Genomic DNA, 20,650 nt, shown 5'->3' with positions numbered 1-20,650 from the left:
TCCTCCCGCCCGTTGTTTGAACGAAACTGAATCACAAAACTATGCAATCAAACAAGAATTAATGGGTGTGCTGCCTAGTTCGAAGGAGGCAAATGCACGGGCACAGTGCGTGGACGCAATCCTGACTATTTCATCGAAGCGGATGCATGCGCAGAAAGGCCTGCCAGTTTTGGACACACTGACCTGAGCACGGGTCAGGTGCACGCAGCTTTTGTGGCCGGATTATCAGGTGCCTACGTCAAGATCCGCTATACGGATGATATAAGCACCTGAAGTGTTCACAGGCGGCCTGGTTCTCCTCCCGGCCGCCTGCGATGTGGGACTATTGCCCACCGCCGCGGCTGTGCACGTACAGGGCCACGGCACGTACTTGCGCCTCGGAAAGACGTCCCTGCCACGGCGGCATGACGCCATAGCGGGAATAGGTGACCGTCTCTGTGAGGGTCTCGGTATCGCCGCCATAAAGCCAGATCGCATCCGCAAGGTTGGGCGCGCCCAGTTCATAATTCCCCAACCCGTCATCACCATGACACGCCGCGCAATTGTCCAGGAACAATTCCTGACCGGCGGGCAGCACGGTTGCATCATCCGGCGTACCGGACAGAGATTTGACGTATTGGACGACCGCAGCGATCTCTTCCTCTTCAAAGATTTCGCCATAGGCGGGCATCTCTGAGTACCGGGAATCAAGATCTTCCTCGTTGCGGATACCGTGGGCGATGGTGAGGTAGATCGCGTCGATGTCGCCCCCCCACAGCCAATCATCATCCAGCAAGTTGGGATAACCCACGGCGCCGGCAGCACCAGAGCCATGACATTGCGTGCACCACGTCCGGTAAACGGCGCCACCCGAGTCAGTGGCAAATTGCATCAACTCAGGTTCCAGCGGGACTTCAGTTAATTCAGTACTCACGAGGCGTGCGTTGATCGGGGCGTTGGCCTCTTCGACGGCCAGAATATCGGCCGCAACCTCGGCGCGTGTGGAATACCCCAGCACCCCGGCAGTGGCCCTGTTGATCATGGGCCATGCGGGATAAGCAATCGTGTATCCAATCCCCCAGATAATGCAGAGATAGAAGCACCAGAGCCACCAGCGTGGCAAAGGGTTGTTCAACTCTTCGATGCCATCCCATTCATGGCCGGTGGTATCGGGTTCGTTCGGCTTTTTGTCTTTGCTCATTTCTGGTCCTCCTCTGGACCCATGGGGGCATCGTCATGGCGAAAAGGGATTTCGGCAGTGTCGCGATACATGTCGCGGGCCCATGGGCGAAAGACCCAGATGGCCACACCCACGAAGACCGAGAACATTACCAGCAACATCCAACTGTCTGCGAACTCGCGGAGCAAGCTATACGTTTCCATGTTATGCTCTCCCTTTAACGGCTTGCATCGGCGACAAAGGTCGAGAAGTCGACCAGAGTGCCCAACATTTGCAAATAAGCGATCAGCGCATCCGCCTCTGAAATACCCGGAGCACCATCAAAGTTGCGCACCTGAGCACCGGGATACCTTTCGAGCAGCCCGTCAAAGTCACTGTCGGGGTCCGCTTGGGCGCGGAAGTCAGCGCTCGCAAGTTCGATCATCTCGTCCGTATACGGCACACCGACCAGCTGATGCGTTTCCAACAAGTCCTGAATGTAGCGACCCGTGATCTGCTTGCGCTCAAGGAAGCCATATTTTGGCATCACGGACTCTGGCACGACAGATTGCGGATTACGCAGGTGAACCAGATGCCAGTCATCCGAATACCGCCCCCCAACGCGGGCCAGATCTGGCCCGGTCCGCTTGGATCCCCACTGGAACGGGTGGTCATACATGGATTCCGCCGCCAGCGAATAGTGGCCATAGCGCTCGACCTCGTCCCGCAGAGGCCGGATCATCTGGCTGTGACACACATAGCACCCCTCGCGAACATAGATATCGCGCCCTGCCAGTTCGAGCGGAGAATAGGGCCGCATGCCTTCCACTTCCTCGATGGTGTTTTCGAGGTAGAAGAGCGGCACAATCTGTACCAGCCCTCCGATCGTCACCACCAGAAAGCTGAAGATCAGCAGCAGGCTCGCATTGCGTTCAAGGATCTTGTGTTTGTCGAGAATACCCATTGGTCCCTCCTTTATTCAGCAGGGACGGCTGTGGACAGCGGCGCTTTAGCCGGTGCTGCCCTGACAGTCATCCAAAGGTTATAACACATGATGATGGCACCAGAGAGGAACAGAACCCCGCCCAGAGCACGGACAACGTACATTGGGAACTTGGCGCTGACGGTGTCGGCAAAGCTGTTCACGAGGAACCCGTAGGCATCGACTTCACGCCACATCAGGCCTTCCATGATCCCGGTCACCCACATCGAAGAGGCGTAAAGGACGATCCCGATGGTCGCGAGCCAGAAGTGCCAGCTGACGAGGCTCAGGCTGTACAGACGCTCGCGTTTCCATAAGACCGGAGTCAGATAGTAGAGCGCACCAAAGGTGATCAGCCCGTTCCAACCCAGCGCACCGGAATGCACGTGACCAATGGTCCAGTCGGTATAGTGGCTGAGGCTGTTGACCGCCCGGATGGACATCATCGGCCCTTCGAACGTTGACATGCCGTAGAAGGCCAGCGACGTCACCATCATCCGAATGACCGGATCGGTCCGCAGCTTGTCCCAGGCCCCTTGCAAGGTCATCAAACCGTTGATCATACCACCCCAGCTTGGCATCCACAGGATGATCGAGAACACCATACCCAGCGTACCTGCCCAATCCGGTAGTGCAGTGTAGTGCAAGTGGTGCGGACCCGCCCAGATATAAAGAAAGATCAGCGCCCAGAAGTGGATGATCGACAGCTTGTAGCTGAACACGGGACGTTCGGCCTGTTTGGGGATGAAATAGTACATCATCCCCAGGAAGCCGGCCGTCAGGAAGAAGCCAACCGCGTTGTGGCCGTACCACCACTGCACCATCGCATCCTGCACGCCGCTAAAGACTTGCACGGATTTGGAGCCATAGATGCTGACCGGAATGGAGATGTTGTTGATCAGGTGCAGCATCGCAACCGTCACGATAAAGCTGAGCAAGAACCAGTTGGCCACATAGATATGCGGTTCGCGACGCTTGACGATCGTACCAAGAAATACGAGCAGATAGCTGACCCATACGATCGTCAGCCAGATATCGATATACCATTCGGGCTCGGCGTATTCTTTGGACTGGGTTCCACCTAGCAGATAGCCCGTTGCGGCCATCACGATGAACAGCTGGAAGCCCCAGAAAACGAACCACGCCAGGTTGCCACCCCAAAGCCGGGCCGCGCACGTGCGCTGAACGATAAAGAAGGACGTCGCAATCAACGCATTGCCGCCAAAGGCAAAAATGACCGCAGATGTATGCAGGGGACGCAGCCGACCAAAGTTGGCATATCCTTGGGCCCAATCAAAGTTGAGCGCCGGAAATGCCAGCTGAAACGCAATGATGACACCGACCAGGAAACCGGCTATGCCCCAAAAACAGGTGGCAACAACCCCTGCCCTTACGACCCCGTCCATATACTCATTTTGTGGCGCTGGCGGAGCGGCTTCCTCACCAGTCTGTCGTACTTGCCACAAAAACATACCACCCGCGATCAACATGATCAGGATGGCATGAACCTGGTAAGCTACGTCGCGCGCATAATTCGCCGCGATCATCGCGCACAGGGTAATCAAACCCAGCGCAATCAGCTTTATGGTCTGTGCCATATTGCGTTCCCTTCTTATCAAAATGCCAAAGGCCAGAATCCTGGCGCGCACTTTCTTGTTTCGATTGTCCCTTTTGACGTGGTTTCAGGAGGGGGGTCTTTGATCTGGGTCAAGATTTAGCGGACAATCGTTTGACGCTGATCAATGCAGGGCGCACGTATGGGCAGTATTTTGATTGCACTGCAAAAATCATCGCGGAGTCAAACATGACATATTCTTCCATTCTGACGGTAGTGACACATGGCGACGGCGCATTGCGCGGATTGGATACAGCCATCGCGCTGGCCTCCGCCCATGATGCGCATCTGGAGGTTTTGGCCATCGGAATAGACAGATCCGTGCAGGGCTTCGCCTATGCCGAGATGAGCGCATCAATGCTTGAGGTTGGGCTGAAGGGAGCGCAAACCGAAGCTGAAGACCTCGAAGAAGGCGTTAATGCGCGGCTGAAAAACACTGGCCTGCGCGCAGGGGTGACCAAGATCGTCAGTTCGCTTGGGATGATGGCAGGGGTTATCCGACGGCACGCCAGGTTTTCCGACCTTGTCGTCTTGCCCAAGCCCTACGGTCCAAATGCCAATTACGAAGAACCCGCGATCGCCGAATCTGTCATGTTCGACGCACAGGTTCCCGTGCTGATCATTCCGGATGGAATGTCGGACTGGGTACAACCACAACGGACGGCCATCGGCTGGAACGAAAGCGACGAATCGTTGCACGCGGTACGCAGCGCCATTCCCATGCTTGTTGCGGGGGCGACCACCTTTGTGTCGGTCATCGACCCACCGCAACACGGGCAGGATCGGTCCGATCCCGGCGGCCTCGTGGCCCAGTATCTGGCCCGACATGGGGTCCGCTGTGAGATAGATGTTCTGACTCGCAGCATGCCGCATATCAGCGACATTCTGATCCGTCATCTGACCGATCGTGATATTGATATGCTTGTCATGGGGGCCTATGGCCGGGCACGCTGGTCAGAAGCGATGTTTGGAGGCGCCACGCGGGACATGCTGGAAAACTGCCCGGTGCCATTGTTCATGGCGCACTAGATCTGGAAGCCCTGATCGCCGGGGACGGTGGGCGGGGCGTCTTTGCTGTGCCAGCAGGCAAAGCGCGCCGTCTCAGCGGCCCTTCTGTCGCCTAGATCAGAGTTCCGCCGTCGCTGTCATCGCCCGCCTCTTCCATCAACAGGTCCAGATCCGGCACGTGCACCCGGCGCTTACCCTCCAGTACGACAACGCCATCGCGCTTCAAGGCAGACACCTGACGGCTGACCGTCTCCAGCGTCAAACCCAGATAATCCGCCATCGCCTCACGGGTCAGCGGCAGGTCGAACGTCAGAGACCGTGACCCATCCGCAGCACTCGGCACATCACGACGTGCAATGATGGACAGCAAGGATGCAATCTTTTCCCGTGCCGTCTTGCGTCCCAGAACGAGCATCCATTCACGCGCCGCATCCAACTCATCCAACGTCATCTCCAACAGGCGCTCGGCGATATGTGGCGTTGTCTGGATCAACTGCTCAAACGGTGGCTTGCGAAAACAGCACATCACCAGTTTCGAAACCGCGACCACATCATAACTGATACTGCTGCGGCCTGGACGCCCGACAAAATCAGAGGGCAGCAACAATCCAACCATCTGTCTGCGGCCGTCTTCCATGGTTTGCGTCAACGTCGCAGCCCCCGAAACCACAGAGGCGACAAAATCCATCTTATCTCCGGCCCATGCAACTGTCTGGCCCGGTTCGTAGGTGCGATAATACTTGATATCCTCAAGCAGCTTCAATTCACTCGGCTCACAGCGCGCGCACACAGCGCGGTGGCGGATCGGGCAATCCGCACAATTCTGTTTGGCCAGGTCGGGGGTCATCATAGACATTTTAGATCTCAAAAGTTGATCTGCGTCAAAGCGCACTCATTTTGCCCAACCTAGCGTTCAATGCATGAAAACAAAAACCAAATTCGAACGTCTCGGACTATTTGACGCGAAAGTGCCACGCTACACCAGCTATCCGACTGCGCCGCACTTTTCTGACCGGGTCGGATCAGGCCAGATGCGCGAATGGGTTCAGGCTGTACCCGTCGGCGGGCATATCTCGCTCTATATCCATATTCCCTTCTGCAGGCGATTGTGCTGGTTTTGCGCGTGCCGCACGCAAGGCACCGCCACGGCGGCCCCCGTGGCGGCCTATCTCGAAACGCTTTATGCGGAAATCGACCTACTGGCCGAAACACTTCCAGAAGGCGTCACGCTAAATCGTCTGCACTGGGGAGGCGGCACGCCCACATTGCTCACGCCCGAGATGATCGAAATATTGGCACAGCGAATCGCAAAGGTGCTCCCCTTCGCACCCGGTGCCGAATTTTCCGTCGAAATCGACCCCAATGAAATCGACACAGCGCGCGTCGATGCGCTGGTGGCTGCGGGCATGACGCGCGCGTCGATTGGCGTGCAGGATTTCGACCCCCATATCCAATCGGTCATCGGGCGCGATCAAAGCTTTGAGACAACGGCCGAAGCTGTCGAGAAACTGCGAACTGCAGGGATACACAGCCTGAACGCAGACATTCTGTTTGGCCTGCCCCATCAAACGCCCGAACGAATCACCGACAGCGTCACCAAGCTGTTGTCCCTCAATCCCGACCGCGTGGCGCTTTACGGTTACGCACACGTCCCATGGATGGCGCGGCGGCAATCGCTGATTCCATCACAAGCGCTACCGACTCCCGCCGAGCGTCTGAACCTTTTTGAAATTGCACGTAAACTCTTTGACTGGGACGGATATCTCCAGATTGGAATAGACCATTTCGCCGTGCCCAGTGACAGCCTTGCCAAAGCGCAAGCCGCCGGAAAACTCCGTCGCAATTTCCAGGGCTACACGGATGACCAAAGTGACACCCTGATTGGGCTTGGAGCCTCGTCGATCTCCCGCTTTCCCCAAGGATATGCGCAAAACAACCCGGCGACATCGCGCTATGTTGCCGCCATTCGAAGCGGGACTTTCGCGACAAGCCGCGGCCATGCCTTCAGCGGAGACGACCTTCTGCGCGCGCGGATCATCGAACGGATCATGTGCGATTTCGAAGTCACTGCAGGTGAATTCGGTCCAGATGCAGAAAAGGTCCGTGATTGGATGCAATCTGCCGAACAGGCCTTCGACGGCGCAATTGTTCTTCAGAATGATAAACTGGCCATCCCTTTGGACGCGCATGCCCTGACGCGCCTGGTTGCCCGTCACTTTGACACTTATACAGTGCAAGAGGGCAGACACGCGTCAGCGATCTGAAATGGGACGGTGGGCGGGGCGTCTTTGCCGCGCCAGCGGCCAAAGAGCGCCGTACAGCGTCCATCCGGCTGCGGAAAACACTAATCACCGGCGATTAATGCGTCGCTTGCAACAATAGCCGCGTGTAATCGGTCTCGGGGCGCTCAAACAGGTCGTCTGCGGTGCCCTGCTCCACAATGTCTCCCTGTTTCATCACCAGCACTTTGTGGCTCATCGCGCGCACAACCTTTAGATCGTGACTGATGAACAAAAACGCCAGTCCATATTTGCGTTGCAGCCCGCGCAGCAAGTCCACGATCTGAACCTGCACGGTCATGTCCAAAGCCGATGTCGGCTCGTCCAGAACCACAAGCTTGGGGCGCAAAACCATTGCCCGCGCGATGGCTATCCTTTGGCGCTGACCCCCTGAAAACTCATGCGGGTATCGGTCCATCGTGGCAGGGTCCAAGCCGGTCTCGGTCATGACTTCTGCGACCACCTCCCGCAAAGGCCGACCGTCTTCGATCCCGTGCACCCCCAGACCTTCGGCAATGATCTGCATGCAGGTCATGCGCGGGCTGAGCGACCCGAACGGGTCCTGAAACACGATCTGCATGTCCTTGCGCAACCGGCGCAATTCCCGCACGGACCATCCGCGGATGTCCTGTCCCATATAGACAATGCGCCCCTCCGACGGAATCAACCGCATTATCGCAAGCGCCAGCGTGGTCTTGCCCGATCCGCTTTCGCCGACGATCCCGACGGTTTCACCCTTTCGGACCTGAAAATTCGCGTCATTGACCGCTTTGACATGACCCACAGTCCTACGCAGCAAGCCTGCCGTAATCGGGAACCACACCTTCAGATGTTCTGCCTCTGCCACAACCTCCGCCTCTTCGGGCACCGGATCAGGCTGGCCTGAAGGCTCGGCAGCCAGAAGTTTTTGCGTATAAGGGTGCTGTGGATTGTCAAAAATTTCACCTGTGCGACCGGCCTCCACGATCAGACCATTCTGCATCACACAGACCTTGTCAGCGATGCGCCGGACAATGCCCAGATCATGGGTGATAAACAGCAAACCCATGCCTTCGGTGTCTTTCAGCTCGGCCAACAGATCAAGGATCTGAGCCTGAATGGTGACGTCCAGCGCTGTCGTCGGCTCGTCCGCAATCAGGACGTCCGGCTTGTTGGCCAGGGCCATCGCGATCATGACGCGCTGACGCTGCCCACCCGAAAGCTGATGCGGATAGGCGTTCAGGCGGGACTCGGCATCGCGAATACCCACCTTATCCAGCAATTCCAGAATGCGGCCACGGGCCTCTGCCCCCATGATCCCCTGATGCAAGGCAAGGCTTTCGCCCAATTGCTTTTCAATGGTGTGCAGCGGGTTGAGCGAGGTCATCGGCTCCTGAAAGATGAACGAGATGTCGTTGCCACGCACCTTGCGCAACAGCCGTTCATCCGCCCCGATCATCTGTTGACCATCATAGGTCACGGAGCCGGACACCTCGGCGCTGTCCCCCAGCAAAGAAACTGTCGACAAGGCCGACACCGATTTGCCCGACCCGGATTCGCCCACCAACGCCACAGTTTCACCGCGTCCAACGGAAAACGAAACGCCTCTGACCGCCTCAGTCAGGTGGCCATCCTGCCGGAAACCCACCCGCAGGTCTTTCACCTCAAGGAGTGCTGTCATGAAAACGTCTTTCGTGGATCAAAGGCATCGCGCACACCTTCAAAAATGAAGATCAACAAGCTCAGCATCAGGGCAAAAACGGTGAAGGCCGTGAAGGCCAGCCATGGCGCTTGCAGGTTCTGCTTGGCCTGCAAGGTCAATTCGCCAAGCGACGGCGCAGAGGACGGCAAGCCAAAGCCGAGGAAATCCAGGACGGCAAGCGACGAAATCGTACCCGTAATGATGAAGGGCAGCATCGTCAGTGTCGCAACCATCGCATTCGGCAACATGTGACGGAACATGATCGTCAGGTTGCTGACACCCAAGGCGCGCGCTGCCCGCACATATTCAAGATTGCGCGCGCGCAGGAATTCAGCGCGCACAACGCCCACAAGGCCAGTCCAGCCAAACAGGACCAGCAAGAAGACCAATAGCCAGAAACTTCGCCCCAGAATGGCGAACATGATGATGATCACGTAAAGGCTTGGCGTTGACGACCAGATCTCGATGGCGCGTTGAAAGATCAGGTCGGTCCGACCGCCAAAATAACCCTGCACTGCACCCGCCATAATCCCGATCACGGCGGATGCCCCTGTCACGATCAGCGTAAACAGCACCGACAGTCGGAACCCGTGGATCACCCGCGCCAACACGTCCCGCTTGGTTCCATCCGTGCCCAACAGGTTATCACGGTTCGGCGCGAGCGGGGCCGCGCCGGGCCGGTCGACCGCGGTGTCGAAGCTGTATGGGATCGGCGGCCAGATCGCCCAGCCTTTGGTAATGGGTTCGCCATTGACGAAACCGTCCTGCGCGTCTTCGATCACACCTTCGGGGTCGTCAAAACAGGCGTCAAGGCCACCGGAAACGATCAGGCACTTGACCTCGATATCGCGATAAGACGCCTCGGTCTGGAAGTCTCCGCCAAAAGCCGTCTCGGGATAAAAGTTCCAGATCGGCGTGAAAAACTCGTTCTGAAAACGGATCAGGATTGGTTTGTCATAGGCAAGGAATTCGGCAAACAGGCTCAGGCCAAACAGAATGCCAAAGATCCACAGAGACCAATATGCCCGGCGGTTCTTGCAGAAATTGCGCCAGCGCCGTTGATTGAGAGGAGAGAGCGCCATCAGCCTTCCCTTCGCTCGAAGTCGATGCGCGGATCGACCAAAACGTACATGAGGTCCGACAGGATACCGACCAGCAGGCCCATGAGGCCAAAGATATAGAGCGTACCAAAGACGATCGGGTAATCGCGCGCCACTGCCGCCTCGAACCCGAGGCGCCCCAGACCATCAAGGCTGAATATCGTTTCGATGATCAGGGAGCCGCCGAAAAACACCCCGATGAAGACCGCCGGGAACCCGGCAATCACGATCAGCATCGCGTTGCGGAAGACGTGGCCATACAAAACGGAACGTTCCGACAGGCCCTTGGCCCGCGCCGTCATGACGTAAAGCTTTTTGATCTCGTCCAGAAAGCTGTTCTTGGTGAGCAATGTCAGGGTCGCAAACGCCCCGATCGTCCCCGCAAGGACCGGTAAGGTAATGTGCCAGAAGTAATCAACCACTTTACCCCAAGCGGAAAGCTCGTCGAAATTGTCCGATGTCAGGCCCCGGAGCGGAAAAATCTGCCAATAGGTGCCGCCGGCGAACAGCACGAGCAGCAAGATCGCAAACAGAAATCCCGGGATGGCGTAGGCGGCGATGATTGCCCCGCTGGTCCAGGTATCAAAGGGAGTGCCGTCCTTCACCGCCTTTCGGATGCCTAGGGGGATCGATACCAGATAGGCGATGATCGTCGACCACAGCCCCAGCGTGATCGACACCGGCAACTTTTCAAGCACCAGATCTATGACCGAAATCGACCTGAAATAACTTTCTCCGAAGTCAAATCGGACGTAATTCCAGACCATGTTCAGAAAACGCTGAACCGGTGGCTTGTCGAAACCGAACTCTTTTTCCAATTCTGCGATGAATTCCGGCGGCAAACCGCGGGCGCCCACATAGGTGCTGTCGGACGCCGTATTCAGCTCATCTGCACCACCATCGGTGTTGCCGCCGGCAAATCCACTAAACACATCGCCGCCGCCTTGCGCACGGGCAATGGCTTGTTCGACCGGGCCACCCGGTACGAATTGGGTGAGGCTGAAGTTGACCAACAAGATGCCCAGCAAGGTCGGAATGACCAAGAGCATTCGTCGCAGAATATAAGGTCCCATGGGATTACCTCAATGCCCCCGAAGCTTTGAGGGCTGCGGCCTTTTCCTCGTTGTACCACCAGAAATCAAGCTGGCCCAACGCGTAGGGCGGGATCGTTTCGGGATGTTCAAACATGTCGTAATAAGCCACCCAATGGGACGGATTATACCAAACCGGGATCATGATGAATTCGTGCCGCAATGCGCGGTCCAGCGCCATCAACGATGCCTCTTCCTCAGCACGGGTTTCGGCGCTGAGCGATGCTTCGATGATAGCATCGACCAGCGGGCTGGCCAGACCGGCCGGATTGAACAAGGAGAATTCCGCCGCTTCAGAGCCGAACCGTTGCATCAGCCCTGTGCCCGTCCCCAGAAACGCCGCATAGGCATCATAGACCAGATCATAGTCGCGATCCCGTTCACGCGAGGTGTACTGAGACGAATCCACCTTTTCGAACTCAATCTCGATACCGAGTTTTCGGACGTTGGACACGAAGTTTTCCATCGCGCCGCTCAACGTGTCCGGAGACGAAGAGTTGAACAGGTAGTTCAGCGACAGCACTTCACCGTTTGCGTTGCGGCGAATGCCGTCATCGCCAACGAGCCATCCGGCGTCATCCAGCAGCGCCATGGCTTTGCGGGCGTTGCGGCGATCAAACAGGCGTGCCTCATCCGACGTATGGGGCATGCGGGCGGCTTGGGTCAGCATATCTTCGGGAACCAGGTCGCCGAGGCTTTGCAGGAATGCCAACTCGTCGCCTTCCGGCAACCCTGTCGCCATGAGCGGTGTGTCTTGCGTAAAGGATGAACGCTGTTTGAACAGACCGTATTGCAGCGACGCATTGGTCCACTCGAAATTATAGGCCAGCGCGATGGCCTCGCGCACCCGGCGATCCTGCAACTGCGGACGCATCAGGTTAAAAACGATACCCGTCGGGACCGGAGGAGAGCCATCGGGCAAATCGGCCTTTACGATCGCACCGCTACGCACTTTGGGATTGTCATAGCCGGTCGCCCATTTCTTTGAATCATTCTCTGTGCGGAAGGTAAACTCACCCGCCAGAAACGCCTGAAACGCCGCTTCGGCATCACCGAAGTACTCAATCCGGATCGAATCGAAATTGTTGCGGCCAACGTTGAAGGGCAGATCATTCCCCCAATAGTCCGGGTTCCGCTTGTAGACCACGCGACGGTTCACATCGACGCTATCAACGACATATGGACCCGAGCCCGGTGAAATCTCCAAACGGCTTTCATCCAGGCCAGCGCCGGTCTCTTCGTACCATTTCTTGGACCATGCGGGCACAAATCCTACCTGATCGATTAGGGACCGACGGGAGATACCTTCGGTGAAATAGAACTTGATGGTGTGATCATCCAGCACTTCGACCTTGGGAATACGCTGGCGCACCGCGTCCGCGTAGGACTTCAGCCCTTCATCCAGCAGCAGGTTGTGGCTGAAGGCGATATCATGCGCCGTTACGGGTGTGCCGTCAGAAAACCGCGCCTCGGGCCGCATATGGAAAATGACCCAGTTTTTCCCGTCGTCATATTCAATCCGCTCCGCCAGCAAACCGTAATACTCGCCGTAAACATCTGCCGGCGCCGAGGTTCCGTTGACCCCTTCACCCAACAGGCTCTCATAGATCGATGACGACAGCGCCGCGGCTCGCCCTTTGCGCGTATAGGGGTGCATCGAATCAAAGGTGCCAACCGTGCCCAAAGAGATTTCTCCACCCTTTGGCGCGTCTGGGTTCACGTAATCGAAATGGGTGAAATCTTCGTCATATGTCAGGTCGCCGTAAAACGAATATCCGTGTGTCGTTGTGATGGGCTCATGTTCGTCGGCACGGACGACAGTCGTCGCGAGCAATGTAAGCAACAGCCCGAACAGGCCTAGCCCTCCCCACATCGACAAACTGTTCCTGGTCGTGGTGACACGGGCAGTGGCATGGGCACGTGGACGGATATTGTGCATTGCGGTCTCCTCTGTTGAACGGCGACTGAGCCTCGATCTTGGATTTAAGGTAATGACGACAATCACCAATATGCAACGTGCGATTAAGTGTGTTTGGTGCCGCAACTGTGAGCACCCTGTAACATCAGGCACAAAAAAAGGCCGCGTGCATCTTTGCGCGCGGCCTATTGATGGTTCCAACTGAAACAATCAGTCGTCGAGGCTGTCGAGATATGCGATCACATTTGCTCGGTCTTCGACCTTGGGAAGACCGTTGAAGCCCATTGAGGTGCCAGGCGCATAGCCTTTTGGGTTGATCAGAAATTCATTGAGATTTTCAGGTGTCCAGACTTCGGCGACCTCTTCCAACGCGCCGGAATAAGATGTGAAGCCCGTCGCGGAGTCGACCGCGCGGCCGACGACGCCGTGAAGGTAAGGACCGGTCGCATTTGCACCTGCTTCGGCTTTGTGGCACGCGCTGCATTTGCGGAATACTTTCGCGCCTTCGCCAATATCAGCAGATGCAAGAACCTCCGCAAATGGCACTTCGGCCACTTCGGGTTCCGGCTCGCCCTCGCCGGTATCGATCACGTAGGACTGCACTCCGCCGTGACTGCCTGTGTAAAATAGTGCATCGGCCGCCCATTTTCCCAGCAACAGGATCAGCAACGCACCGCAGAAACTGCCCGCGATTTTGGTGAAGGTCATCGTGTCAAACATAAGGCTTACACTTTCGTGGATTGTCATCTTTGCTTCGGCGGGTATCTATTGCTTCCCCTCGTCGCTGGCAAGCTATACTAACCGCGACCAATCGCCCTGTCCAAAAAAGATTGGGGCACAAAGCCACGAGGGACGTCGGATGCCACAACGGATTGCGTTCCAGGGAGACCTGGGCGCTTACAGTCACGAGGCCTGTTTGAAGGCCCGCCCAGAGGCAACACCCGTCCCATGCGCCACGTTCGAAGACGTTATAGGTGCAGTGCGTGAAGGGCGCGCCGACATGGCCATGCTGCCTGTCGAAAACACGACCTATGGCCGCGTCGCCGACATCCACCGCCTTCTGCCGGAAAGCGGGCTGCACATCGTGGACGAGGCCTTTGTCCGGGTGCGTATTTCGCTGATGGCGATGCCGGGGCAGACGCTGGGTGATATCAAACATGTGCGCGCCCATCTGGTACTGATTCCGCAAGCCAAGGCCTTCCTGAACGCCCACGGGATCACCGCCGAGGCGGCGGCAGACAGTGCTGGTGCTGCGGCGGATATCGCGCAAGCAGGCGAAATGGGTGTCGGCGCGCTGGCCTCTGCCGTTGCGGCGGACATCCACGGATTGGAAATCCTGTCGCGTGACATCGAAGATCAAGGGCATAACACCACGCGGTTCCTGCTGATGTCACCGCTGGCAGATCATCGCGCGCGCGCGGCCCACATGATCACCACATTCGTATTCGAAGTGCGCAACATCCCCGCAGCGCTTTACAAGGCGATGGGTGGTTTTGCGACCAATGGCGTCAACATGACCAAGCTGGAAAGCTATATGGTGGGCGGAACATTCACGGCCACCCAGTTCTACGCGGATATCGAAGGTCACCCCGATGATCCTGCCGTCGCGCGGGCATTGGAAGAGTTGGATTATTTCACAAACAAGCTTGATATTCTCGGCGTCTATCCGGCGGCAGCCCGGCGCGATTGACCGCAGGCGACGTCAGGCCGAGCGTTCGAGCCGCTCTTCGAGACCTTTGGCATAATCCGCAACCCGCAACTTGAATCGCTTGCTGAGGGTCACCTTTGCCAGCTTCAGAGATTGAATCAACAACCGTGCCGAAAGGTTCAACGGCAACATTTCCAGTGCAATCGACATGCGCGTTCTGGTGCGCGACAACGCAATGAGTTCAATCGAAAACGTCCCGTCCATCCCGGCAGATTTGGCCGAAAACACCATTTCGTTCGGCACGTCAAAACGCGACAACTCCAATTCTACATTCCGCTGGCGACCCCGCATGGTAAAATCGACCTGCCACCGCATTCCGACACCGGGTTCGTGCAATGTATCGATTCGCTGCACTTCGGCACCGCGCCGCATGGCCTGTCGCTCAAACCCCTCAAAATCACATAGTGCTGAAAACACCTGCTCAATCGGCGCATTGATATCTTCTCTGGTCGAAAACTTCATCTAAAACGCCTGTGCTTGTTGTGTCTATGTTTCTTGTTTTCGATCAAATTAGGTTAATCCAAGGTGTCCGCAAGCCAGTTTTCAATCAAAAAATGTGCTATTGCGCCTTTGCGTGCGGGCAGCACAGTCGGGTGATCACCGGCAAAGATGGTCATCATATCTTCGCGCGTAACCCACATGGCGTCTTCGATTTCGGTCGGATCTATGATGATCTCTTTGCTTGTGGCTTGGCCACGACAGCCAAACATCAAGGACGCCGGAAAGGGCCAGGGCTGGCTGGCCAGATAGTCAACCGCTCCCACGGTCACACCCGCCTCTTCGAACACTTCGCGCCGCACAGCGGCTTCCAGCGTTTCGCCTGGCTCGACAAAACCGGCCAGCAAGGAATACATCCCTTCTGGCCAACCGGGCGACCGACCCATCAGGACTGAATTGCCATGGGTGATCAGCATGATGACAACCGGATCGGTGCGCGGAAAGTGATGCGCTCCGCATGCAGGGCATGTACTTTGCCATCCCCCCTGGGTCACTTCGGACGCGGCCCCGCATTTGGAGCAAAACCGGTGACTTTGATGCCAGCCGAATATTGCCTTGGCGGTCGCGGCCAGTTCCGCGTCCCTTGGTGTCAACCACGTCATGATACGGCGCAGTTCAACGAAAACCTCGATCTGATCAAAGGCCGGGTGATGCTGTTCTGTCGGATCCAAAAAACCGCCCAGCAATCCCTCATCGAGGTCCTCCGGTTCCCATGCCGACAGGTCATGGGCAAATCGCGGCGCGCCGTCTTCGCGCCCCAGAAAAATCGACCGTGTATCGACCTCCGTCAAGACCGGATGGCCCAATGGCACTTGCAACACATGCGCCGGACGGGTGCGCACAATCAAGACCTTGCCGCGCCACAGCAAAATCGTACGCGCGTCCGGATCACGCCGTGCCGCTTCCAGAGCGCATGGATCGCCCCGCACCTCTGCGGCACGATCAAGTCCAGATCCTCCAAATGTCACTGATTCCGCGTGGCGCATTCCGTTGGACCTTATTTTTGTGGCAAACCTGTCACCGAGTGGCACGAGCGTGTCTGCGGTGCAATGGGTTGCAAACGTATTAAGCCCGGCTCACTTTATGACTTGAGTATTTTCAGACACGCGCCAAACTCTCGGTATGATTGATTTTTCCAGTCGCACTTCCCGCTTTGCGAGCGCCCATCTCCGCCTCCTTGCAACAACCGACGTCCATGCGCACATGACGGGTTGGGACGCCCGCCAGAAAAGAATGAGGACAGGGCTAGGGCTGGACAGGCTGGCGATCACCATTCAAGAGGCCCGCGATAAGGCACAGGGCCAGACCCTTTTGTTCGACAACGGCGATGTATTGCAAGGCACAGCTGAGGCGGACATCTGCGCCGCATCCGAAAGCAAAACGCCGCATCCCTGGCCCGCCGTCGCCAACGCTCTGGGCTATGACGCCCTGGGCTTGGGAAATCACGATTTTGACTACGGGTTGGGGTTTCTTGAAACCATCGTCGATCGGCTGACTGCACCTGTAATATGTGCCAGCATTTCCGAGGGGCATATCAACGGCGTACTTCCCGGAGCGGTAATCCCATTGATGATGGAATGCGATGACGGGGTTTGCCGTCCGCTGTCCGTCGGGGTCTTTTCCGTGCTTCCGCCGCAAACGCTCATCTGGAACCACAGCAATCTGTCAGGGCGGATTACTTTCGACACCGGTGTCGATGCTGCCACCCGCGCCGTGCATAGTTTGCGCAATGTCGGCGCCGAGTTGATCGTGGCGCTTTGCCACAGTGGCCTGTCCGCCAAAACCGAGGCCAACACAGAGAACTTTTCCGCCCAGGTGGCCAGTCAGGTACCGGGGGTAGATGCAATAATCATGGGGCACACCCATCGCCGTTTTCCGGATGAGGATCATGGGATCGGCCCGTTGGCAGATCCGGTTCAAGGAACACTTGCAGGGCTACCTGCGGTGATGCCGGAATTTGCGGCCCGATCGCTTGGGATCATTGACCGCGTTCTGACATGGGAAGGAGGCCGCTGGCATGTGGCACGTCATACGGTGTCACTGCGGTCCGCCGCCCATTCGGATACGGATCGTTCGATCAGTCACTTGGCCGCTCCATCCATCGCGGCAACCCGTGCAATCATGGAAACACCCGTCTCGGCCACGGGGCACCACATTCACAGCTACTTTAACGCACTGCAAACCGGGACAGAACATGCGCTGGTCGCGCGTACGATGACCGGTGTCATCGCGGAGTATGTCAAGGATACGCCACACGCCGCATTGCCCTTGATCGCATCCGTTTCATCTTCGGCGGTAGGCGGACATGGCGGTGTAACCAATTTCATCGATATCCCAAAGGGACCAATCCTTGCGCGCCATGTTGCGATGATTTGCCCCTATCAGAACGACATCTGGGCGGCGGTTCTGACTGGGGCCGATCTATGGAACTGGGCGGAGCGTTCTGCCGCATATTTTGGGGCCAGCCGCGAAACCACTTCGGCTTTGGCCAATCCGGATGCGCCGTTTTTCAGCTTTGACAGCTTAATGGGGCTGGAGGCCGTGATCGATCCTTTCGCACCACCGCGCTATGATGTGTCAGGAGGGCTGATTGATCCCAATGCTCGCCGCATATGCGCACTGCGCTTCAATGGGCACGACATAACAGCGGACGAAAGATACCTCATTGCGATGTCGAGCTACCGTGGCGCGGGCGGAGGGAGCTTTCCCGGACTTTCGACCGCCGAGACAATTCTGCAAACGAAGACCGATTTGGCAAAAGCGATGCACAGGGACCTCAGCGAAACACCCGTGAGCGATGATCCGGCCCCAACGGCGTGGCGCTTTGTCTCCGGCCTGAACCGACAGGTGATCATCGAGACGTCGCCGGACGCGGCCCGCCACCTCGATGACATATCCTGCTTTGATCCAGATCCGGTCGGGCTGACGAACGATGGTTTTTTGCAGATACGCGTCACCATATGAGCAGCCCTTGCGTGCCAGCCCAAGGCCGCTTATATCACGCTTTGAGAGGTTGGCGCGGGCAAGCGCCTCGCCAACCCGGTCAGATCCGGAAGGAAGCAGCCGCAACGAGCCCCGCTTGGGTCGATGTCAATCTCTCACCTACGCCTTGGCAATCGGGGCAACGGCACTTGGTTTCCTGTGCTTTTACATGGAAAATGCAAGCTTATTCACCGCCATAACCAGCACGTGTCGCAGACCAAATCCAAACTCGGTCGGTCTTGCACTTAAGCCTTCTGGCGATGATTCTGTTCTACGCCGTGAGACGGGTCGGCATGGCCAGTGCACGTCCAATCAAAGTTCGACGGCGCGATCGTGACCCGTTCAGTGCAATCCCAACATCCAAGGACGGCGAGCGGTGCTCCAAACCAATGCCCTGCCGATAAAGTAAGGGGTGGAACCGGGAATTCCACTCCCTGACGTTACCACGACGCCAAGCGGTGCTAGACGCCGCCGCCCACCGCCATTAGGTTTGGCGGAACGCTCCGAATCCAAAAGCAGGCATATGTCCGACGCATCCCCGAAATATCAGGTGCTTGCACGCAAATACCGGCCCGAGACCTTTGCGGATCTGGTGGGCCAGGATGCCATGGTGCGCACGCTGAAAAACGCGTTTCAAGCGGATCGTATCGCCCAAGCCTTCGTGATGACGGGCATTCGGGGCACAGGCAAGACAACGACCGCGCGGATCATCGCCAAAGGGATGAACTGCATCGGTCCCGACGGAGAAGGCGGACCGACAACCGAACCCTGTGGTCAATGCGAACATTGCGTCGCCATCATGGAAGGGCGTCACGTTGACGTGCTGGAAATGGACGCGGCCTCGAATACCTCCGTCAACGACATCCGCGAGATTATCGACAGTGTGCATTACCGCGCGGCCTCCGCCCGTTACAAAATCTATATCATCGACGAAGTGCACATGCTGTCCAACAGCGCTTTCAACGCGCTGCTGAAAACGCTCGAAGAGCCGCCCGCCCACGTGAAATTCATCTTTGCCACAACCGAAATCCGCAAAGTGCCGGTGACCGTCCTCTCCCGCTGCCAGCGCTTTGACCTGCGCCGGATCGAACCCGAAGTCATGATTGCCTTGCTGCGCAAAATCGCAGCTGGTGAAAATGCCGAGATTGCAGATGACGCGCTGGCGCTGATCACCCGCGCCGCCGAAGGGTCCGCCCGCGATGCGACGTCGCTGCTGGATCAGGCGATTTCCCACGGGGCGGGTGAGACATCCGCCGATCAGGTCCGCGCCATGCTTGGTCTGGCCGACCGGGGCCGTGTACTCGACCTGTTCGATATGATCCTCAAGGGCGATGCTGCGGGCGCGCTGACCGAACTGGGCGGACAATATGCCGACGGGGCCGATCCGATGGCGGTGCTGCGCGATCTGGCCGAAATCACCCATTGGGTTTCGGTCGTGAAAATCACGCCCGAAGCGGCTGACGATCCAACGATCTCACCCGACGAACGCAGCCGCGGCCAGCAGATGGCCGAAGCGCTGTCGATGCGGGTGCTGACGCGGCTGTGGCAAATGCTGCTGAAGGCGCTGGACGAAGTGGCCGCCGCCCCGAACGCGATGATGGCCGCGGAAATGGCCATCATTCGGCTGACCCACGTCGCCGAACTGCCCAGCCCCGAAGAACTGGTGCGCAAACTGAACGCCGCGCCTGCGCCTGCGGCCACGCCAACAGGCACAGCCAGCGCACCATCGCCGCCCTCCGGCGCACACGCCGTACAGCAGGCACAGACACGCATGGTCTCAAACCCAAATGCATCGGGCCAGACCACCGCGCTTGCCCAGGACCAGAATGCGGCCCTCGCCCGCTATCCCAGCTTTGAGCATGTGCTTGAACTGATCCGCACAAACCGGGACGTGAAGCTGCTCGTCGACGTTGAAACAACGCTGCGGCTGGCCAATTACCAGCCCGGACGCATCGAATTCGTGCCCACCGACCGCGCCCCGCGCGACCTGGCGCAACGCCTGGGCGCGCGGCTGCAAATGTGGACGGGCAATCGCTGGGCCGTGACCGTCGTCAACGAAGGTGGCGCCGACACCGTGGCCGAACTGCGCGACGCGGCCGAAAACGCCCTGCGAACCCAGGCCGAAAGCCACCCACTGGTGCAGGCCGTTCTGGCCCATTTTCCAAAGGCAAAGATCACCGACATCCGCACGCCCCAAGATATCGCCAACGAGGCCCATATCGAAGCGCTGCCCGAAGTGGACGATGAATGGGACCCCTTCGAAGAGGATTGATCCTCGCGGCCCTGCCCGGGACGGCGCTGGCCGAGACTTGCGCGCTCCAGCGCCCCAACTGGGACGGCGGGCCCGTGTCCGGCATGGACGAGGCGCTCCAACTCGCGTCTTCGCCCATTACCCTGATCCTGCTCGCGCTGACGCTCCTGACCCTGCGGTTTCGCAGCCAATGGGGCGGCGTTGTGGTTGTCGTGCTCTGGACCATTCTGGTATCAATGCTGACCATGCTGGACCCAACGGGCACACGCGAATTAGGCATGGCCGAAGGATGCGTCGGTTCGCCCACCTTGTTCATTGCGGCAGTGGCTGCAATATGTGTGGCAACTATTCTTTACACCGCCCCGCGCAGCAGCGGGGCCTGACACTTGGAGACGAACA

The 20,650-nt window shown here is 57.8% G+C and carries 19 protein-coding genes and 1 other RNA gene; 8 read left to right on the top strand and 12 right to left on the bottom strand.

The window, feature by feature from the left end; genetic code table 11:
- The coding region (locus LC354_RS10765) for a hypothetical protein (RefSeq protein ID WP_223423670.1) at positions 1-187 on the top strand (187 nt) is incomplete at its 5' end.
- A 135-nt stretch (positions 188-322) separates the two neighbouring features.
- Here LC354_RS10765 and ccoP read toward each other — a convergent pair.
- From ccoP to ccoN, 4 genes are read right to left on the bottom strand one after another with little or no spacing between them, the layout of a single operon-like run.
- Positions 323-1,180 (bottom strand): cytochrome-c oxidase, cbb3-type subunit III, encoded by an 858-nt coding sequence (gene ccoP, locus LC354_RS10760; RefSeq protein WP_223423669.1) that lies wholly within the window; start codon positions 1,178-1,180, stop codon positions 323-325.
- The gene (locus LC354_RS10755) at positions 1,177-1,362 is read right to left on the bottom strand and encodes a cbb3-type cytochrome c oxidase subunit 3 (RefSeq protein ID WP_223423667.1); all 186 of its coding nucleotides are present in this window, start codon (positions 1,360-1,362) and stop codon (positions 1,177-1,179) included. The genes ccoP and LC354_RS10755 overlap by 4 nt, the downstream gene beginning before the upstream one ends.
- Positions 1,363-1,376: 14 nt before the next feature.
- Complete coding sequence (gene ccoO / locus LC354_RS10750; protein ID WP_223423665.1) at positions 1,377-2,102, bottom strand: cytochrome-c oxidase, cbb3-type subunit II; 726 nt, start codon at positions 2,100-2,102, stop codon at positions 1,377-1,379.
- 11 nt (positions 2,103-2,113) lie between these two features.
- The gene (gene ccoN / locus LC354_RS10745; RefSeq protein WP_223423664.1) at positions 2,114-3,718 is read right to left on the bottom strand and encodes a cytochrome-c oxidase, cbb3-type subunit I; all 1,605 of its coding nucleotides are present in this window, start codon (positions 3,716-3,718) and stop codon (positions 2,114-2,116) included.
- 206 nt (positions 3,719-3,924) lie between these two features.
- Between ccoN and LC354_RS10740 the strand changes: the two genes are divergently transcribed.
- The gene (locus tag LC354_RS10740) at positions 3,925-4,764 is read left to right on the top strand and encodes a universal stress protein (protein WP_223423662.1); all 840 of its coding nucleotides are present in this window, start codon (positions 3,925-3,927) and stop codon (positions 4,762-4,764) included.
- A 91-nt stretch (positions 4,765-4,855) separates the two neighbouring features.
- On the opposite strand, the gene fnrL is transcribed toward LC354_RS10740, so the two are convergent.
- Complete coding sequence (gene fnrL / locus LC354_RS10735; protein ID WP_317849307.1) at positions 4,856-5,593, bottom strand: transcriptional regulator FnrL; 738 nt, start codon at positions 5,591-5,593, stop codon at positions 4,856-4,858.
- A gap of 70 nt (positions 5,594-5,663) precedes the next feature.
- On the opposite strand from fnrL, the gene hemN reads away from it, so the two are divergent.
- Complete coding sequence (gene hemN, locus LC354_RS10730) at positions 5,664-7,007, top strand: oxygen-independent coproporphyrinogen III oxidase (protein ID WP_223423659.1); 1,344 nt, start codon at positions 5,664-5,666, stop codon at positions 7,005-7,007.
- A gap of 94 nt (positions 7,008-7,101) precedes the next feature.
- Here the strand turns inward: hemN and LC354_RS10725 are convergent, their stop codons facing one another.
- From LC354_RS10725 to LC354_RS10705, 5 genes are all read right to left on the bottom strand, one after another.
- Positions 7,102-8,682 carry an ABC transporter ATP-binding protein gene (locus LC354_RS10725; protein ID WP_223423657.1) on the bottom strand — a complete coding sequence of 527 codons (1,581 nt, stop codon included), beginning with the start codon at positions 8,680-8,682 and terminating at the stop codon, positions 7,102-7,104.
- Positions 8,679-9,785 (bottom strand): ABC transporter permease, encoded by a 1,107-nt coding sequence (locus LC354_RS10720; protein ID WP_223423655.1) that lies wholly within the window; start codon positions 9,783-9,785, stop codon positions 8,679-8,681. Before LC354_RS10720 ends, LC354_RS10725 begins: the two co-directional genes overlap by 4 nt.
- Complete coding sequence (locus LC354_RS10715; RefSeq protein ID WP_223423653.1) at positions 9,785-10,876, bottom strand: microcin C ABC transporter permease YejB; 1,092 nt, start codon at positions 10,874-10,876, stop codon at positions 9,785-9,787. The genes LC354_RS10720 and LC354_RS10715 overlap by 1 nt, the downstream gene beginning before the upstream one ends.
- A 4-nt stretch (positions 10,877-10,880) precedes the next feature.
- The gene (locus tag LC354_RS10710; RefSeq protein ID WP_399203367.1) at positions 10,881-12,833 is read right to left on the bottom strand and encodes an extracellular solute-binding protein; all 1,953 of its coding nucleotides are present in this window, start codon (positions 12,831-12,833) and stop codon (positions 10,881-10,883) included.
- A gap of 189 nt (positions 12,834-13,022) precedes the next feature.
- On the bottom strand, positions 13,023-13,532 hold the full coding sequence (locus LC354_RS10705) for a c-type cytochrome (protein WP_223423651.1): 510 nt from the start codon (positions 13,530-13,532) through the stop codon (positions 13,023-13,025).
- Between the two features lie 139 nt (positions 13,533-13,671).
- On the opposite strand from LC354_RS10705, the gene LC354_RS10700 reads away from it, so the two are divergent.
- The gene (locus LC354_RS10700; protein ID WP_223423649.1) at positions 13,672-14,502 is read left to right on the top strand and encodes a prephenate dehydratase; all 831 of its coding nucleotides are present in this window, start codon (positions 13,672-13,674) and stop codon (positions 14,500-14,502) included.
- A gap of 12 nt (positions 14,503-14,514) precedes the next feature.
- On the opposite strand, the gene LC354_RS10695 is transcribed toward LC354_RS10700, so the two are convergent.
- Positions 14,515-14,982: an SRPBCC family protein gene (locus tag LC354_RS10695; protein WP_223423647.1), complete on the bottom strand. Its 468-nt coding sequence runs from the start codon at positions 14,980-14,982 to the stop codon at positions 14,515-14,517.
- A 53-nt stretch (positions 14,983-15,035) separates the two neighbouring features.
- Positions 15,036-16,004, bottom strand: a complete 969-nt coding sequence (gene nudC / locus LC354_RS10690) for an NAD(+) diphosphatase (protein WP_223423645.1) — start codon at positions 16,002-16,004, stop codon at positions 15,036-15,038.
- 136 nt (positions 16,005-16,140) lie between these two features.
- Between nudC and LC354_RS10685 the strand changes: the two genes are divergently transcribed.
- From LC354_RS10685 to LC354_RS10670, 4 genes are all read left to right on the top strand, one after another.
- Positions 16,141-17,982, top strand: coding sequence for a 5'-nucleotidase C-terminal domain-containing protein (locus LC354_RS10685; RefSeq protein ID WP_223423643.1), 1,842 nt, complete (start codon positions 16,141-16,143; stop codon positions 17,980-17,982).
- Between the two features lie 42 nt (positions 17,983-18,024).
- Positions 18,025-18,122, top strand: an RNA gene (ffs, locus tag LC354_RS10680) — signal recognition particle sRNA small type.
- Between the two features lie 401 nt (positions 18,123-18,523).
- Positions 18,524-20,272 carry a DNA polymerase III subunit gamma/tau gene (locus LC354_RS10675; RefSeq protein WP_399203363.1) on the top strand — a complete coding sequence of 583 codons (1,749 nt, stop codon included), beginning with the start codon at positions 18,524-18,526 and terminating at the stop codon, positions 20,270-20,272.
- Positions 20,248-20,634 carry a hypothetical protein gene (locus LC354_RS10670; protein ID WP_223423639.1) on the top strand — a complete coding sequence of 129 codons (387 nt, stop codon included), beginning with the start codon at positions 20,248-20,250 and terminating at the stop codon, positions 20,632-20,634. The genes LC354_RS10675 and LC354_RS10670 overlap by 25 nt, the downstream gene beginning before the upstream one ends.
- Positions 20,635-20,650: the final 16 nt, after the last annotated feature.

The organism is Tateyamaria pelophila, assembly GCF_019966495.1.
Classification (GTDB): Bacteria; Pseudomonadota; Alphaproteobacteria; order Rhodobacterales; family Rhodobacteraceae; genus Tateyamaria; species Tateyamaria pelophila.
The sequence above is the reverse complement of the archived record's forward strand: the minus strand, read 5'-3'. Positions and strand labels throughout refer to the sequence as shown.